This window comes from Bacillus sp. FSL W8-0629, assembly GCF_038593225.1.
Taxonomy (GTDB): domain Bacteria; phylum Bacillota; class Bacilli; order Bacillales; family Bacillaceae; genus Bacillus; species Bacillus altitudinis.
The window spans coordinates 1,245,265-1,261,342 of record NZ_CP151975.1 but is presented as its reverse complement, the minus strand read 5'-3'; the positions used below and the strand labels follow the sequence as shown (position 1 = coordinate 1,261,342).

The following is a 16,078-nucleotide window of genomic DNA, read 5'->3' as shown; positions in this document are numbered from 1 at the left end:
GCTCATAAAAATTGAGCTGCTTTTTTCATGTTCACTTGATTGGGACCAATCTTTGTTCAATTTCTGCTCGTTTGTGCTCTAAAAATGGCGGAAGTGCTAATTGATCACCAAGTTCATCCACGCTTTCATCCACTGTAAATCCCGGACCGTCTGTTGAGATTTCAAACAAAATGCCGTTTGGCTCTCTAAAATATAGGGCTTTAAAATAAAAACGTTCTACAACACCAGAGTTGGTGAAACCGGCTTTGGCTATTTTATCATGCCATTTTTCAAGCTCTTCTGCGTCCGCTACACGAAAAGCTACGTGATGAACACTCCCTCTGCCAGATCGCTCAGCAGGTCCTTCTGCTTTTTCAATGACATGAATCTCTGTTCCAGCTCCGCCTTGTCCTGATTCAAAAATCGTCACGATTTCCCCATCATTTGATTGTTCACGTGCTTTTTCTGTGAAACCAAGGATGCTCGTTAACACACTGATCGTTTTATCTGCTTCTGCGACTGTTAATTCTACTGGTCCCAAACCTCTGATCGCAAAATCAGCAGGAATCTCATCATGCACTGGTGGCTTCGCTCCATCTTGCACGTTTGGTTCTACAGTCAAAAACAGCTGCTGTCCTTCTGGATCTGTAAATTTCAAAGCAGGTCTGCCGCCTCTTAAAGAAGCTGTTTCTTTCTTTACACCTTTTTCTTCAAAGCGCTTTTCCCAAAAGGTGAGTGCCTCTTCTGAAGTGACAATCAACCCTGTGCGTGAGATCGCATTTGTTCCGTCCAGCCGGCGGGCGAGCATCGGTATTTCAAAAAACGTCAGCTCTGTACCAGGTGAGGCGACCTCATCTCCATAAAATAGATGATACATCGATGGATCATCTTGATTGACTGTTTTTTTCACCAGTTTTAAGCCAAGGATTTGGCGGTAGAAATCAACGTTTTTCTGAGCATTTGCTGTTAGTGCTGATACGTGGTGAATCCCATTTATTTTCATTGTGTTCACTCCTATTATAAAATATCTCGAATTCAAGATAATATCCTTATGAATAAAATAGGTCATTTTAGAAGAAAAGTCAACCATTCGGCTGCATCTTTATTGGATGTTCGGTTTTCGCCCATTAAATTAACATTACATCAAAAATATTCTTATATTGTTCGCTTTTAAGATAACATTCATCCTAATATCTCCAATAAACGAACACTTTTAAATACAAATACGAAAATCAGAAAATTTTTTTAATTCTTGTTTTCCTAAAATCGTATTACAATGAACAAAATACATGTCACAGTAACGTACGAAAGTGATGCAGGAGGTCGTGTGTAATGAACAAAGAACAACCAGCGTTAAAACAAGACATCGGCTTATTTTTTGCCCTATCTCTTGTCATCGGAACAATTATTGGATCTGGCGTTTTTATGAAGCCTGGCAACGTCCTTTCTTATTCAGGAAGCTCAGGCATCGCCTTATTCGCATGGCTGTTAGGCGGGATCTTAACCCTTGCAGGCGGACTCACAGTCGCTGAAATTGGTACGCAAATCCCACGTACTGGCGGTTTATATGCCTATCTTGAAGAAATATACGGTGAATTTTGGGGCTACTTATGTGGCTGGGTGCAAATTATTATTTACGGACCAGCGATTATTGGTGCTCTTGGTCTTTATTTTGGTTCATTATTAGCTAATTTATTTTCTCTTTCTTCTTTATGGGCTACAACCATTGGCATTATCACCGTTCTTTTTTTATGTGTGATCAACATCATGGGAACGAAATACGGTGGTTTTGTCCAAGGACTGACCACGATCGGAAAGCTTGTTCCAATTGCAGCAATTATTGTGTTTGGCTTATGGAAAGGAAATGAACATATTTTCACAGCCGTCAATGAGAGTATCGCACAAATGAACTTCGGTGCAGCAATTTTGGCAACATTATTCGCCTATGATGGCTGGATTTTGCTTGCAGCGCTTGGCGGTGAAATGAAAAATCCAGAGAAACTGCTTCCTCGCGCGATGGCAGGCGGTATTTTAATTGTCACAGCATGTTATCTCTTTATTAACATCGCCCTTTTGCATGTGTTACCAGCTGATCAAATCGTTCAACTAGGTGAAAATGCAACAAGCACAGCTGCTACAATGCTCTTTGGTCCAATTGGCGGTAAAATTATTAGTATCGGAATCATCATTAGTATCTTTGGCTGTTTGAATGGAAAGGTTCTTTCGTTCCCGCGTGTCATTTTTGCGATGGCAGAACGAAAACAAATTCCGTTTGCCAAAGCCATTTCACGCATTCATCCTACTTTTCAAACACCTTGGATCGCTGTATTTGTACAGATTTTGATTGCCATTGTGTTTATGATCGTCAGTAATCCCGAGAAGCTGTCAGAGGTTTCGATTTTCATGATTTACATCTTTTATGTGATGGCCTTTTTCGCTGTCTTTAAGCTAAGAAAACAAAACAAGGGAATGAAGCGCGCTTATAGCGTACCACTTTACCCGCTCACACCGATCATTGCGATTACCGGCTCTTTCTTTGTCTTAATCAGCACCATGATCACCGATTGGCAAAGCTGCCTGATCTCCATGCTGATCGGCATTGCTGGACTGCCGATTTATTACTACATGAAAAAAACACAAAATAAAGCAGAGCGCTAAGACAGCCTCTGCTTTATTTTTTATATTGCTTAATGACCTTATAAGATTCGTTTAAATATCTCATCAGCCGGTATGGCTTACTTAAAACCCGGATGGGGAGTCTTGAAATAAATCCATTCAGATTCGCCTTATACTCCTGCGTCATCCGCTTCGGCTTTGTGGCAATTTTTTCATACACTTCTTTGTAAAATTCCTTCATGATGTCGACTTGCACACTGATCTTCTGATGACACTCTGTACACTCAACGCTTTTCATCTGATCATTCACATAAACGATGCTGTGGAGGGTCTCTTCTTGGCACCGAGTACAGTGTAGGTTTGCTTCCATTTCGGTTTGCTTCAAGATACACAGCTCCTTTCTCGTTTGATGTTGCTCTTTTTATACAATACGATGGCTGTCAGCTGTTTATTGGACAGATGCTTCCTTTAAAATAGCTGCCGCAGTCAATTCATCGGTGACGAGCACCTGAATAAAGCCGCCGTTTAAAGCCCCTAAAATACTTTCAGCCTTATGGGTTCCTTCCACAACTGCGATGACTTTTTTCACGCTCTTTAATTGTTCTAACGATAATCCAATCACCTTTTGGTTCAGCTCATCTTGGACTGGTTTCCCTTCCCCGTCAAAGAAACGAAAACCAATATCACCAACAGCTCCTGATTGTCTTAAACCAGACAAATCCTCTTCTTTTAAATAACCGACTGTTTTCAATGTAGAGCCTTTATGCGGATTCCCAATACCGATCAGGGCAATATCAACATTTCTGCCTTCTTCAAGCACAGCTTCTATGTCCTGCATCGCCATCAGCCGCTCTTTTAATTCTTCTGTTTCTAAAATCGCAGGTGCATATAAATAGGAGCACGTACCATTCATCTTCTTTGCCAGCTCATATGCCAGCTGATTCGCGTGAATGTCGACCGCCTGCCTGCCCATTCCGCCCTCTAAAGGAATGACTTTGACATCGTTTCTTCGCTCAAATGGATATTCCTTCACTAGCTCGGCAAGTGTGGTTCCCCATGAAATACCGATTTTCTCAGCGCCTTTCATGTTTTTAGAAAGATAATAGGCGCCCGCTTGACCGACTGCCCGTTTGACCATCTCAGACATTGTCCCGACACTTGGGACAACGACAGCATCCGTTAATTGAAAGGTCGTTTCCAGCTGCTTTTCAAGTTCCACTGTATGAATACTTTCGTCTTTAATGTACACTTCAACGATTCCCACATCTTTTGCTTTTTGTAAGAGCTTTGAAATGACTGGTCTTGAGACATTGAGCTTTTTTGCAATCTCCTGCTGCGTCCACCCGTCTGTATAATAAAGATGAGCAACCTTGACGAGCTGTCGTCTTTCTTCCCAATTCAGCATGTGACATCATCCTTTTAATATACTATGATTACCAGTATACCAAACATTCGTTTCTAATTGGAACAATTGTTATGAAAATAAAAAAAGAGCGATTAACGCTCCGCTCTTTTTCCCTCGCTATATTTAGGCTGATACGTTCTCCCGCCATCTAATAAGAGTATCTGTCCGTGCAAATAGCTTCCCTCGTCACTTGCGAGAAATAAAGTGACTCCAGCAATATCTTCTGGTTTTCCTAATCTCCCGATAGGAATAAGGGATCGAAGCTGACTTTTCTCAAGCTCAGTCGGATAGAGCGTATCAAGCATCTGAGATTCAATGACGCGCGGTGCAATGACATTGATGCGGACATGATGGGAACCCAATTCCTTTACAAGCGAACGCATGAGACCAAATGCCCCGGCTTTTGACGCGTAATACTGGATGCCGCCGCCAGAGCCTGTTATCGCAGATCCTGATCCAATAATGACAACGCTGCCTTCTTTCCGCTCACATAGATAGGGTGCTAATGCTTTAATGCAGTAGAAAAGACCATATAGATTCACAGCCAGTGTCTTTTTCCAAAGTGAAAAATCAACCTCTAAAAAAGGAAGGGATTTCGTCATTCCTGCTGAATAGACAAGATGCCCAATGCCACCCAACTCCCTTTCAGCTGCTGACGCCATTTGCTGAACACTTTCCCACGATGAAACGTCAGCTTGGAACGTCAGCAGCTGAGGATGCTGTTGTTTTAAAAGCGAAAGTCCCTGTTCATCTATATCTGACACAGCTACACGATGCCCTTCTTTTAAAAAACGCTGAGCAATTTCTTTGCCGATCCCTTGGGCGCCACCTACGATGAGAACTGGTTTTTGTTGATTAGCCAGCGCTCTCACCCCCATCGAGCATAATCGCTGCTCCATCTGTAAATGCACCGTACGATGTACTTAAGAAAACCGTCATATGAGCCACCGTCTCCTTGATTTGCTCTTTGTCAGGAAGCAAATGGAGAGGCGGTGGAAGTAGTGCCAATACCCGGATGCCTTTGTCTTTAAATTCGCGCGCTAATCCTTTTGTCATGGCATTCAACATACTATTTGATGTAGCATGTGAGATCCCGCCATCACCTGTTATACTGCCTGATGAGGAAATATTAATGATGCAGCCCTGCTTCTGATCCACCATATGCCACACAGCGGCTTGACTGGAAAGAAAGACTGTATTTACGGATCTTTCCACTTCATCGACCCATATCTCAGGACTTACGTCATCAATCTCCTCATCTGCTTTTTGCTCGGCTTGATTGACTAAAATATCAAGCTTGCCGCATGTATCGATGACTTGTCTTAGCATAAGCGTAGCATCACGCGGTGTCTCAAGCGGATTGATGACAACAGTCGATTGGCCGCCTAATTTTTCAATGTCTTCGCTTATCGACTTTGCTTTTGATTCATCACGAAAAGCGTGTATGAAAACATGTGCACCTGCCTGGGCCAAAGCTAGGCAGATGGCTTCTCCAAATCCATCTGTGCTATCTGTCACAAGTGCCACTTTCTGATGAAGCTGGACGTGCACACGGATCTCCTCCCTATCCCTTGTTTGGCATTTACTTTCTCAGCTTACTTACAATATCAAGAGCTGCTTCATAAAAGCCTTCTGAGATGGTTGGATGCGGATGAATCATTTTGGCCATCTCTTCAGCTGTTCCTTCTAAATACATAAATGAAGAAGCCTCTGATATCATCTCCGTTACGTGCGGACCAACCATTGTAGCGCCAATGACTTCACCATATACGGTATCGTACACGAGTTTAATAAAACCGGTTTGAACACCTGCTGCCAACGCTTTTCCGCTTGCAGCTAAATCAAATCGCTCTGCCCGTACGTTCAGCCCTTTGGCTTTTGCCTCTTTCTCAGTCAGTCCCACACTCGCTACTTCTGGCAATGTATAAATACATCTAGGAACGATGTCGTGATTCATTCTTTCAGGCTCGCCGCATATATTGCTGATCGCAACGGCTGCCTCTGCCATCGCCGCATGAGCGAGCTGATAGCCGCCGGCTACATCTCCAATTGCATATACACCTTCAACACTTGTCTTCATCTCGTCGTTTACTTTAATAAAAGGACCATCTAGCTGAAGATCCAGCTGACTGACAGCAGAGACATTTGGTCTTCTTCCGACGCAAACTAGCAGTCTTTCAGCCGTAAAGATGTGCGTCTCTCCTTTATCGTCTGTCGCATGAATCGCTTTGACTCCTTCACTTTCTGTTACCTCTGTCACCGTCGTTTTCTTTACGATATGGATGCCTTTTTTCTTCAATTCTTTTTCTAGTAATTTCGACGCTTCTTCATCTTCCTGCGGAATAATCGACGGAGCGGCTTCTATAATGGTGACTTTTGATTGAAGACTCTGGAAAATGCATGCCAGCTCAAGACCAATTACACCCCCGCCAATAATGACGACAGATGCAGGAATATCTGGGATGTCAAAGATCGTATCACTTGTGTCAAATTGAATCTCTTTGAGCCCTGGAATAGGCGGAATAGCAGGTGATGAGCCAGTGGCAATGATCAGCTCTTTTGTTTCAATCGTTTCTGACCCATCTTGTTTTTCAATGTCAATGCGATTTTTTGTCACAGCTGTGCCTCTGCCGTTATATACATCAATCTTTCCTTGCTTTAATAAAAAGGCGATTCCGCCCCTGAGTTTTTCGATGACATCATCTTTACGTTTTCTCATTTTATCGAAGGAAAGAACCATCTCACCTGTTTCGATTCCCCAGCTTTTTGCTTTCTCAATGGATTCAATGACTTCTGCATGTTTGAGCAGTGTCTTTGAAGGGATACAGCCTCGATTTAAACAAGTCCCCCCTAGAAAATCCTCTTCAATCAATGCAACCTTGTGTCCACGTTCAGCGGCTTGAAGGGCGGCAGTGTATCCGCCAGGCCCTCCGCCAATGACTGTTAGATCATACGTTTTTGTCATCCGATTCATCTCCTACATTAGCAATTCAAATGGTTGTTCAAGCACTTTTTTAAGGTCTGTTAAAAAGGCTGCTGCTGGTGCACCATCTACCACTCGATGATCAAATGATAAACTGACGCCCATCATTGGCCGCACCTGAATTTCTCCATCGATCACTACAGGTTTTTCTTGAATGCGTCCAACACCTAAAATCGCCACTTCCGGCTGATTAATAATTGGGGTAAACGTGTCAATGGCATACATCCCTAAGTTACTAATGGTAAATGTAGACCCCTTCAACTGGTCTGGCAGTAGCTTTTGATCGCGTGCATTTCGACCAATTTCTTTTGCTTCTTTTGTGAGCTGTTTCAGCCCTTTTTGATTTGCATGAGAGATGACCGGAACCATTAAGCCGTCTTTCACAGCAACCGCAAGACCAATGTGCACATCCTCATGGAAATGGAGCTCATTTTGTTCAAACGTCATATTGATTTGCGGATGGCGCGTGAGGACACTGCTGACCGCATGGATGATGATTTCTGTAAACGACAATCTGTAGCCTGTCTCTTTTTCAATCGCTGGGAGCAGCTGTTTGCGCACTTCTTTTGCTTTTGTCATATCAATTTCACTTGTTAATGTGACGTGCGGCGCTGTAAAGGCACTTTGTGACATGCGATCTGCGATCACTTTTCTCATCCCGGCTAGTTTTTGTGTTCTCACTGGAGCAGCCTCTGCCTTTTGTGCGCCTGCTGCTGTCACATCACTCTTCATGATTTTGCCGTGAGCGCCAGAACCAGCAACATTCGTTAAGTCGATCCCTTCACGAGCAGCCATTTTTCCTGCAAGTGGTGATACTCGCTGGCCTTCCTCGTTCGTCTGAAGGGCCGCTTCGACATCCCGTTTTTGAATTCTGCCTTTTGGTCCTGTACCAGATACTTCGTGAATGGCTACTTGGTGATCTTTTGCCGTTTTTCTCGCTGCAGGAGTTGCGCGTACTTTCTCACCCACCGCTGGTTCAGCTTCAGTCGAAACAGATGGTTCAGATGGTGATGACGTTCCGCTGTCTTCAGAAGATGCTTCATCTGACTGCGCTGGCGGCTCGCTCGGTACCTGCTCATTAGCCTCTCCGATATATCCAATGACAGCATTAACTGGAATCTGATCATCTGCTTCGTAATATTTCTTTAGAAAAACGCCATCATCATAGGCTTCAACCTCGATATTGATTTTGTCTGTCATAATCTCAAATAGAGGCTCACCGATTTCAACCGAATCTCCTTCTTCTTTAAACCATTGAAGCAAGGTACCGATCTCCATCGTACTGCTTAGCTTCGGCATAAATATCTCTTTTGGCATGATCTTCTCCCCTTTACTTAAGAGCGCACGAGCTCTTTTGCTGCTTCAATAATATCTGGCACTTGTGGAATGACTGCTTTTTCCAGCGTTGGGTTGTACGGTATTGGGACGGCAAGACCGCCAAGTCGTTTAATAGGTGCATCTAAATAGTCGAAGGCTTCACTTTCCGCTATCATACTGGCAATCTCTCCGCCGTAGCCGCCTCGTTTCACTGCCTCATGCACAACGATACATTTGCCTGTTTTTTTCACAGATTCAATAATGGTTTCTTCATCTAATGGGACGAGCGTTCTCGGATCAATGATCTCGACATCGATTCCTTCCGCTTCTAGTTCCTTCGCTGCTTCGAGCGCTTTGTGCACCATAATGGCTGTTGCGACAATTGTGACGTCCTTTCCGCTTCTCTTCACATCCGCTTTCCCTAAAGGAATCGAATACTGCTCTTCTGGTACTTCACCAATTGTTTTATATAAAAGCTTGTGTTCATAGAAAATGACAGGGTTGTCATCATCCATTGCTGCTTTTAAAAGTCCTTTTGCATCATAAGCTGTTGAAGGCTGAACCACCTTTAGTCCAGGAATATGAGCCATCCACGCTTCTAAGCTTTGGGAGTGCTGCGCTGCGGCACCTGTCCCAGAACCTGCTGGTGTTCTGACAACAAGCGGCACTTTCCCTTTTCCGCCAAACATGTAACGTGTTTTCGCTGCTTGGTTTACAAGCTGATCCATTGCAATTGTAATAAAGTCAGAGAATTGTAGTTCTAAAATCGGACGCATCCCTGTCAAAGCCGCTCCGACTGCGCCTCCTGCGATGGCAGCCTCTGAAATCGGCGTATTGCGGACGCGTTCTGGACCGAATTCCTCGATCATCCCGCGCGTGACACCAAATGCGCCACCGTATACGCCGATATCTTCACCTAAAATGAAGACATCTTGATTTTTTCTCATTTCCTGACTCATTGCTTCTCGAACGGCTTCTAAATATGAAATCTCTCTCACTGTTGTGTTTGTCACGTGATTCCCCTCCTAATTAGGCGTATACATCCTCTAATAGTGTGTCAATTGATGGTTCTTTACTATTTTTCGCAAATTCAACAGATGCCTCGATCTCTTGCTTCGCTTCTTCTTGTAAACGAGCAGCCTGCTCTTCTGTCAGAACATCTAGCTCCATTAAGAGTGACTTAAAGCGTTTAATTCCGTCTTTTTGTCTCCATTCTGTCTCTTCTTCACGTGTACGGTATTTTTTCGCATCACTCTTTGAGTGACCCTTCCAGCGATACGTTTTCATTTCAATGAGTGATGGCCCTTCTCCAGCTCTTGCACGGCTGACCGCTTCATCTACTGTATTCATAATCTCAACCATGTCATTTCCATCAACTGTTTTCCCTGGCATTCCGTAGCTTTCTGCTCTTGTTGAGATGTCTTCAATGTTGATCATTTCTTTCACAGGACCAGACATGCCGTATTGGTTGTTTTCACAAATAAACACAACAGGTAAATCCCAAATGGAAGCAAGATTCAGCGCTTCATGGAAGCTGCCTTCATTTGTGGCGCCGTCTCCGAAGAAACAAAGGACCACAAAGCCTTCCTTTTTCATCTTGGACGTGAGCGCCGCACCTGTTGCAAGCGGAATACCGCCGCCAACAATTCCATTTGCCCCAAGGTTTCCTTTTTCTAAGTCGGCAATATGCATGGAACCGCCTTTTCCTTTGCAGTAACCTGTTTCACGTCCGAACAGTTCAGCCATCATTTTATTGACCTCTGCACCTTTTGCAATACAGTGACCATGTCCGCGGTGTGTACTGACAATCTTATCTTCATCCTTTAACACAGCAATAGATCCAACAGCCGATGCTTCCTGTCCAACACATAAATGGGTCGTTCCATGGATTAATCCTTTAGCAAAGAATTGATCGACCTTTTCATCAAAATATCTTACTAACCACATTTGTTTATATAAATCTGCTAATTTCTCATGACTAATCTGTTCAGGCAAAGTGATTTGTTTTTGCATTTCTTCTCTCCCCTTTACATTTGTTCTTATGTGTTACATTTGTAATTATCATACGTTTAACTCTCATTGAAGTCAAGCATTTCCGTTTATTTTTTAAGCGTTTTCATCTTTTTTCAGAAAAAAAGAGAAAGGCAAAGCCCTTTTCCAAAGACCTTCTCTTTCTCTCCATCTCGTACATTCTCATTCATCTGGATACATCATGATTTTGACGCTTTCACCTTCTGGATGCCTAGCGCATTCTATCGCCTGACGAAGCTGACTTAATGGATATCGATGCGTCACCATTTTTTCTGTATGAACGACTTTCGCTTTTAAGAGCTCTAGCGCTTCACGATAATGATAGGGATGCGAGGAATAAGCTCCGACTACTTTCACTTCATCATGGAAAAAACGTTCTGCTGGAATGGAGACATCCCCTTTCGGAAAGTGAGCAAAGACCAAAATCGTTCCGCCTCTTGCGACAGCTTGAAATGCTTCTTTTAAAAGCGCACTGCTCCCCACAGAAATAATGACAAGGTCTGCTCCCTTTCCATCTGTTTCTTTCATGACGCGGTTTTCTACTGGCTCAGATGCTGGATGAAAAGCGACGTCCGCCCCAAGATTTCTTGCTTGAAGGAGCCTGTTCTCATTTACGTCTGTGATCATCACTTTTCCAGCCAAATAATATTTGGCAAGCTGTAATTGAATGCAGCCAATTTGCCCCGCTCCAAGAATCAAGACCGAATCTCCAGGATGAACGGGCGCCCTTTCAAAGCCGTGAAGACAGCAGGCAACCGGTTCGACCATCGCTCCTTGTTCATATGAGACGTCATGTGGGAGCTTGCCCATTGTATGCTTAACATGTAAAGCGGGAACACGAATATATTCCGAAAAACCGCCCGGCTCTACATTTGTGGCTGCAAATTGCGGGCACATTGTATAAAATCCTCTTTGACAAAAGTCACAAGTAAAACAAGGGACATGATGCGCTACATACACCCTGTCTCCCGTTTGAACATGTGTGACGTGACGGCCTGTTTCGATAATGTCACCAGCGATTTCATGCCCTAGCACTGTGCCAGGAGGTACCGTCTCATGTGTCGCTTTATAAATATCCGTCCCGCATAACCCGCAGGCACGCATTTTTAATAATACTTCATCATCACCAATGGCTGGCCGCTTCCGCTCCTCGTAACGAATGTCCTCTGAAGAATAAAAGACAGCTGATTTCATTTAGCCGCATCCTCCTTTTCATCACATGTCGCAAGACTCTGCAAGGATTGAACGAGCTGCTTGTACTCACTCATCTCACTTGAAATCCAGTAGCGTCCGCCAAATATTCGCGCAGGTCCCACTCTGACATATACTTTCCCGATATGAGGATATGGTTTTAAAAACAATTTTCCTTTAATATCGGACACGGCATATGTGTGCCACCTGCCAAAAGCACCTATTTTCAGCTCATCTTCACTAATCATGATATTCGTTGGCTGATTCAGACCAGTGATGCTAGAAAGCATAAGGATAGGCAGCGTATAAACACCTAACACAGCTAATGGCTCAGGTCCTGCCGACATCAACGTATAAAGAGACCAGAGAAAAAACACACATATTAACAAGGCCGGAAGGAAAATAGAAAACATGGCAGACGTTCGGCTATAAGCATGCTGCTGCATGAGAGCTCCCCCTTTCAAATGACATGGAAGGAGCTTTCGCAGCTCCTCCACGCAATCATCGTTCACTTAATATGATCGATAATTTTTTCAATATCATCTTCAATGCCAAATCCCGTTAAAAAAGATAACGTTTGAATCACAGGCGTTCCTTTTGTATCACTAACAGGCGTTGTCGTCACAATTAAATCAGCACCCTCCGCTTTCTGCGGAACCTCAGATGCCTTACACTGTTCAACGATGACATCGTATCCTTTTTCCTTTAATGTCTCTTCTACCTTTTTTGCCACAACCGTTGACGTAGCAACTGCCGTTCCGCAAGATACTAATATTTTTTTTGCCATGAGAATCCCTCCAGCTCGTTTATTGATCTTTCTGATCTAAGCCCATTTCTTTTGCATACTGCTTTTTAATATCATTTCGCACCCAGTACCAAAGAAGCGCATATGCCAGTGCACAGATAATCGCTGCAATGAAGTAAGGATTGCTCGGATCAAGAAGTCTCACCATGATCCAAGGAATGACGTGTGAACCAAGATCGATACCAGAGATCATATTTGCCCCTTCTGGGAAGTCGAAACCAACTGCTTTCCCCATTGTTGTGGCGAGTGGTGCAAGGTTCGTTGCAATGAAGAAGACAATCATTAAGGTAAAAATACTGTTAATGAGGCCGCGAATAATATTCCCACGAGCGGCTGCTACTGCCCATACTACTGTAAATGGCAGAACCGATAAGTCTGCAAACGGCAGCATACCATTGTAAGGAAGAACGACAGCGAGCAAAATGGTGATTGGCACCATCAAAAGGGCTACAGCCATATTCGCTGGATGACCAATGACAATCGCTGTATCCAAACCAATATAGACATTTTTTCCCGGGAAACGCTTTTGAATATAAGAACGAGCACCCTCAGAGATTGGAATAAGTCCTTCCATTAATAAAGCAACCATTCTTGGCATTAACACAAGCACTGCAGCCATTTGAATTCCAAGGGTCATGACACCTTTTGCATCATAGCCCCCAAGAAGACCAATAATGATACCAAGTATAAGACCCATCACAAGCGGTTCACCAAAGATGCCAAAACGTTTTTTCAAAGTTTCTGGATCCGCATGAATTTTGTTTAAACCAGGGATTTTATCAATCACGCGGTTTGACGCATACATGAGCGGAGCGAAGTTGACCGTTTCAGCATGAGCCATCGATACGCCTTTTAATCCGAAATGGTGTTCAATCGTCGGTGCCGTCCAATCGGCGAGTTTTAGTGTAATCGCAGAAACGATTAAACCAACGGCAAGAGCTAAGAACATATTATGATAAGCGTAGTAAGTAACAGAAGCAGCGAAAATCAAATGCCAGAAATTCCAAATATCCACATTCAATGTTTTCGTAAAGTTAACAGACAGCAAAATGACATTTAACAAGAGCACAAGAGGAATCATCAAAGGAGCAACAGGTGTACCAAATGAAATGGCGGCTCCAATCGGCCAACCGACATCTAAAATATCAAGCTTTAATCCAAGGGAATTGACCATGGCTTTGGCTGCTGGTCCAAGACCGCTTACAAGTAAATTAATGACCAGATTGACCCCGACAAATCCAATTCCGATGGTAATACCTGCACGGAAGGATTTTTTAAATCCTTGCCTTAAAATCATACCGAATAACGTCATAATAATTGGGAGCATAATTGTTGGCCCTAAGTCTAAGATGAAATCGACGGCTTGCTTGATCATACATCCACCTCCTGATTTTAAATAAAGCGCTTACATTATGTCTTGAATAACTATTGGTTTAATTCTTTTTGAAGTACATCAACGGCTTCTTCATACGATGTCATGTGAGATAAACTTGTCATTACTTCTTCTTTTCTGAAAAGCGTCATCAGTTTCTCTAACATCACGAGCTGCTTACTAGGTTCAGAGATTGCCAGAACGAACACAATTTTGGCTTGAACTGTCTCATGAGGGCTTCCCATCTTATGAAAAATAACAGGTTCCTTTAATGTCGCTACACTGATCGCCGGTTTGTTTACATGTTCAGGATCTGTATGGGGAATGGCTACCCCAAAGGTCGCAAGAGGAAGACCGGTCGGATATGTTTTTTCTCTTTCAAGCACTGCTGGTAAAAAGCTCGATTTAATATACCCTCCAGTTTCTAACCTTTCTGCTAAATAGGCAGTCACCTCCTCACTTGAAGATGCTTCGTATTGCAGCTCAATCAGCTGTTGATCTAACTCAAACAAGCTGTTCAAACAACCACCCCTTTCATTTGGTATAAATATGAACACATGTAACAAATAGAATGAACATTTTAAAATAGAACCTTTTGTAAAGCGCTTACAAACAGATGTGTTATAAAATGTTCAATACTGTTACCTTTGTAAAGATATTATAATATTCGAAATTATAAGTCAATGTTCCTAGGAAAATTTTTATAAAAAAAGATGCAGCTTTTTGCCGCATCTCTTTCATTACATCACATCAACTTCTTGTTAAATATGGCTTCCTATATCTAAAAATTCAGCTACAAAAAGGTTCTCTGTCTGCTCTGTCATTTCTTTTTTTGTGCCGATTTTTTCGATTCTGCCCTCATTCATCACCACAACACGATCAGCGATATCAAACGCTTCTTCTTGATCATGCGTCACAAAGATGGTCGTCATTTGAAATTCTTGATGAACTTTTTTCAGCCAATGTCTTAATTCTTTTCTCACCTTTGAATCTAGTGCACCAAAAGGTTCATCTAAGAGAAGAGCTTTCGGTTTAACGGCTAGAGCACGTGCAAGTGCTACACGCTGCTTTTGTCCACCTGACAGCTGCTCTGGATAACGATGTTCATACTGCGTTAATTGAACGACTTTCAGCAGCTCATGTACCCGCTCTTTGATGTCTTTTTTAGGCAACCTTTCTCCTCTAGGTTTCATCTTCAATCCATAAGCCACATTATCAAATACCGTCATATTTCGAAAAAGCGCATATTGCTGAAAGACAAAACCAATTTGCCGTTTTCGCACTGGAATGTGAGTATAATCCTGTTCTCCAAATAAGATCTGCCCAGTATTCGCATCATCAAGCCCTGCAATAATTCTTAATAAAGTCGTCTTACCTGACCCAGACGGTCCAAGTAAGGAAATCAATTCCCCATTTCCGATCGTCAAATCCACGTTTTGCAAAACCTTCGTCTGCCCAAATTGCTTTGATATTTGTTTCACTGTAATCCCCAAGGCTGATCCCTCCATTTATTTTGAACGCTTGCCAAGCCTATGATCTCTCTGCTGAATGATCTGCTTGATGATTAATGTGATGACCGCAACAAACGCCATGAGAGAGGCCACGGCAAAAGCCGCTTGGAATTGATACTCGTTGTATAGAATTTCTATATGAAGCGGCATCGTATTCGTCATTCCGCGGATATGACCGGATACAACCGACACTGCACCAAATTCACCAATTGCCCTAGCCCCTGCTAAAATGGCGCCGTAAAAAAGGGCCCATTTTATATTTGGAAGTGTCACAAGGAAAAAGGTCTTCCACCCACTGGCACCAAGCGTAAGCGATGCTTCTTCCTCATGAATGCCTTCATTTTGCATAAACGGAATTAACTCTCTCGCAACAAAAGGAAATGTCACAAAGATGGTCGCAAGAATCATCCCCGGTACAGAGTAAATCACTTTCCATCCATTTGCTAAAAGCCACGGTCCTAAAAGTCCATTTGAACCAAATAAAAGTACAAATACAAGTCCTGCAATGACAGGTGACACCGCAAACGGAAGATCAATGACAGTCGTTAACAAACGTTTTCCCGGGAAATGAAATTTTGTGATGAGCCAAGCAGCACTGACCCCAAAAATCATTTGAAGCGGCAATGTGATCATCACAATGAAAACAGTCAATTTAATTGCCGCAAGCGTGTCTGGATGTGAGATGGCAAGAAGATAAGAACTCCATCCTTTCTCAAAAGCCTTTGAAAACACAGCAATCAACGGCATGAGTAAAAACAAAATCAAAAAAACATACACCACACCAATCAACATACTCTTCACCGCTTTTGATTCCGTCACAGGACTCCTGTACTTGATGCGGTGCTCTTTAATAAGCTCCCTTTCCAAT

The 16,078-nt window shown here is 43.0% G+C and carries 17 protein-coding genes; 1 reads left to right on the top strand and 16 read right to left on the bottom strand.

Annotation, left to right across the window (positions count from 1 at the left end):
* Positions 1–31 precede the first annotated feature (31 nt).
* A complete protein-coding gene (locus tag NSQ17_RS06415; RefSeq protein ID WP_096881317.1) occupies positions 32–982 on the bottom strand; it encodes a ring-cleaving dioxygenase in 951 nt (316 codons plus the stop codon).
* Between the two features lie 329 nt (positions 983–1,311).
* Between NSQ17_RS06415 and NSQ17_RS06410 the strand changes: the two genes are divergently transcribed.
* Positions 1,312–2,637, top strand: a complete 1,326-nt coding sequence (locus NSQ17_RS06410) for an amino acid permease (RefSeq protein WP_135008987.1) — start codon at positions 1,312–1,314, stop codon at positions 2,635–2,637.
* Positions 2,638–2,650: 13 nt separating this feature from the next.
* Here the strand turns inward: NSQ17_RS06410 and NSQ17_RS06405 are convergent, their stop codons facing one another.
* The 15 genes from NSQ17_RS06405 to cysW form a co-directional block, all read right to left on the bottom strand.
* Positions 2,651–2,980 (bottom strand): hypothetical protein, encoded by a 330-nt coding sequence (locus NSQ17_RS06405; RefSeq protein ID WP_024719605.1) that lies wholly within the window; start codon positions 2,978–2,980, stop codon positions 2,651–2,653.
* A gap of 63 nt (positions 2,981–3,043) precedes the next feature.
* Positions 3,044–4,000, bottom strand: coding sequence for a sugar-binding transcriptional regulator (locus tag NSQ17_RS06400; protein ID WP_007498849.1), 957 nt, complete (start codon positions 3,998–4,000; stop codon positions 3,044–3,046).
* Positions 4,001–4,092: 92 nt separating this feature from the next.
* Complete coding sequence (locus NSQ17_RS06395; RefSeq protein WP_193804325.1) at positions 4,093–4,878, bottom strand: SDR family oxidoreductase; 786 nt, start codon at positions 4,876–4,878, stop codon at positions 4,093–4,095.
* Positions 4,856–5,551 (bottom strand): SDR family NAD(P)-dependent oxidoreductase, encoded by a 696-nt coding sequence (locus NSQ17_RS06390; protein WP_024719603.1) that lies wholly within the window; start codon positions 5,549–5,551, stop codon positions 4,856–4,858. The genes NSQ17_RS06395 and NSQ17_RS06390 overlap by 23 nt, the downstream gene beginning before the upstream one ends.
* Before the next feature lie 31 nt (positions 5,552–5,582).
* The gene (gene lpdA, locus NSQ17_RS06385; protein ID WP_342467965.1) at positions 5,583–6,965 is read right to left on the bottom strand and encodes a dihydrolipoyl dehydrogenase; all 1,383 of its coding nucleotides are present in this window, start codon (positions 6,963–6,965) and stop codon (positions 5,583–5,585) included.
* Between the two features lie 12 nt (positions 6,966–6,977).
* Positions 6,978–8,300 carry a dihydrolipoamide acetyltransferase family protein gene (locus tag NSQ17_RS06380; protein ID WP_342467964.1) on the bottom strand — a complete coding sequence of 441 codons (1,323 nt, stop codon included), beginning with the start codon at positions 8,298–8,300 and terminating at the stop codon, positions 6,978–6,980.
* Between the two features lie 17 nt (positions 8,301–8,317).
* Complete coding sequence (locus tag NSQ17_RS06375) at positions 8,318–9,298, bottom strand: alpha-ketoacid dehydrogenase subunit beta (protein ID WP_026050078.1); 981 nt, start codon at positions 9,296–9,298, stop codon at positions 8,318–8,320.
* 31 nt (positions 9,299–9,329) lie between these two features.
* Positions 9,330–10,313 carry a pyruvate dehydrogenase (acetyl-transferring) E1 component subunit alpha gene (gene pdhA / locus NSQ17_RS06370; protein WP_008346257.1) on the bottom strand — a complete coding sequence of 328 codons (984 nt, stop codon included), beginning with the start codon at positions 10,311–10,313 and terminating at the stop codon, positions 9,330–9,332.
* A gap of 180 nt (positions 10,314–10,493) precedes the next feature.
* On the bottom strand, positions 10,494–11,525 hold the full coding sequence (locus tag NSQ17_RS06365; protein ID WP_017367078.1) for an alcohol dehydrogenase catalytic domain-containing protein: 1,032 nt from the start codon (positions 11,523–11,525) through the stop codon (positions 10,494–10,496).
* Positions 11,522–11,968, bottom strand: a complete 447-nt coding sequence (locus tag NSQ17_RS06360; protein WP_008346260.1) for a hypothetical protein — start codon at positions 11,966–11,968, stop codon at positions 11,522–11,524. The genes NSQ17_RS06365 and NSQ17_RS06360 overlap by 4 nt, the downstream gene beginning before the upstream one ends.
* A gap of 62 nt (positions 11,969–12,030) precedes the next feature.
* Complete coding sequence (locus tag NSQ17_RS06355) at positions 12,031–12,309, bottom strand: PTS sugar transporter subunit IIB (RefSeq protein WP_017367077.1); 279 nt, start codon at positions 12,307–12,309, stop codon at positions 12,031–12,033.
* A gap of 19 nt (positions 12,310–12,328) precedes the next feature.
* Complete coding sequence (locus NSQ17_RS06350; protein WP_035700436.1) at positions 12,329–13,702, bottom strand: PTS transporter subunit IIC; 1,374 nt, start codon at positions 13,700–13,702, stop codon at positions 12,329–12,331.
* Positions 13,703–13,752: 50 nt separating this feature from the next.
* Positions 13,753–14,220: a PTS sugar transporter subunit IIA gene (locus tag NSQ17_RS06345; RefSeq protein ID WP_008346265.1), complete on the bottom strand. Its 468-nt coding sequence runs from the start codon at positions 14,218–14,220 to the stop codon at positions 13,753–13,755.
* 240 nt (positions 14,221–14,460) lie between these two features.
* Positions 14,461–15,192, bottom strand: a complete 732-nt coding sequence (gene cysA / locus NSQ17_RS06340; RefSeq protein WP_338706157.1) for a sulfate ABC transporter ATP-binding protein — start codon at positions 15,190–15,192, stop codon at positions 14,461–14,463.
* 15 nt (positions 15,193–15,207) lie between these two features.
* The gene (cysW, locus tag NSQ17_RS06335) at positions 15,208–16,077 is read right to left on the bottom strand and encodes a sulfate ABC transporter permease subunit CysW (protein ID WP_335352765.1); all 870 of its coding nucleotides are present in this window, start codon (positions 16,075–16,077) and stop codon (positions 15,208–15,210) included.
* Position 16,078: the final 1 nt, after the last annotated feature.

Coding starts and splice junctions, on each gene's coding strand:
- NSQ17_RS06355 (WP_017367077.1), bottom strand. CDS start 12,309: ATGGCAAAAAAAATATTAGTATCTTGCGGAACGGCAGTTGCTACGTCA.
- NSQ17_RS06395 (WP_193804325.1), bottom strand. CDS start 4,878: ATGGGGGTGAGAGCGCTGGCTAATCAACAAAAACCAGTTCTCATCGTA.
- lpdA (WP_342467965.1), bottom strand. CDS start 6,965: ATGACAAAAACGTATGATCTAACAGTCATTGGCGGAGGGCCTGGCGGA.
- NSQ17_RS06365 (WP_017367078.1), bottom strand. CDS start 11,525: ATGAAATCAGCTGTCTTTTATTCTTCAGAGGACATTCGTTACGAGGAG.
- NSQ17_RS06350 (WP_035700436.1), bottom strand. CDS start 13,702: ATGATCAAGCAAGCCGTCGATTTCATCTTAGACTTAGGGCCAACAATT.
- NSQ17_RS06415 (WP_096881317.1), bottom strand. CDS start 982: ATGAAAATAAATGGGATTCACCACGTATCAGCACTAACAGCAAATGCT.
- NSQ17_RS06410 (WP_135008987.1), top strand. CDS start 1,312: ATGAACAAAGAACAACCAGCGTTAAAACAAGACATCGGCTTATTTTTT.
- NSQ17_RS06360 (WP_008346260.1), bottom strand. CDS start 11,968: ATGCAGCAGCATGCTTATAGCCGAACGTCTGCCATGTTTTCTATTTTC.
- NSQ17_RS06380 (WP_342467964.1), bottom strand. CDS start 8,300: ATGCCAAAAGAGATATTTATGCCGAAGCTAAGCAGTACGATGGAGATC.
- pdhA (WP_008346257.1), bottom strand. CDS start 10,313: ATGCAAAAACAAATCACTTTGCCTGAACAGATTAGTCATGAGAAATTA.
- NSQ17_RS06400 (WP_007498849.1), bottom strand. CDS start 4,000: ATGCTGAATTGGGAAGAAAGACGACAGCTCGTCAAGGTTGCTCATCTT.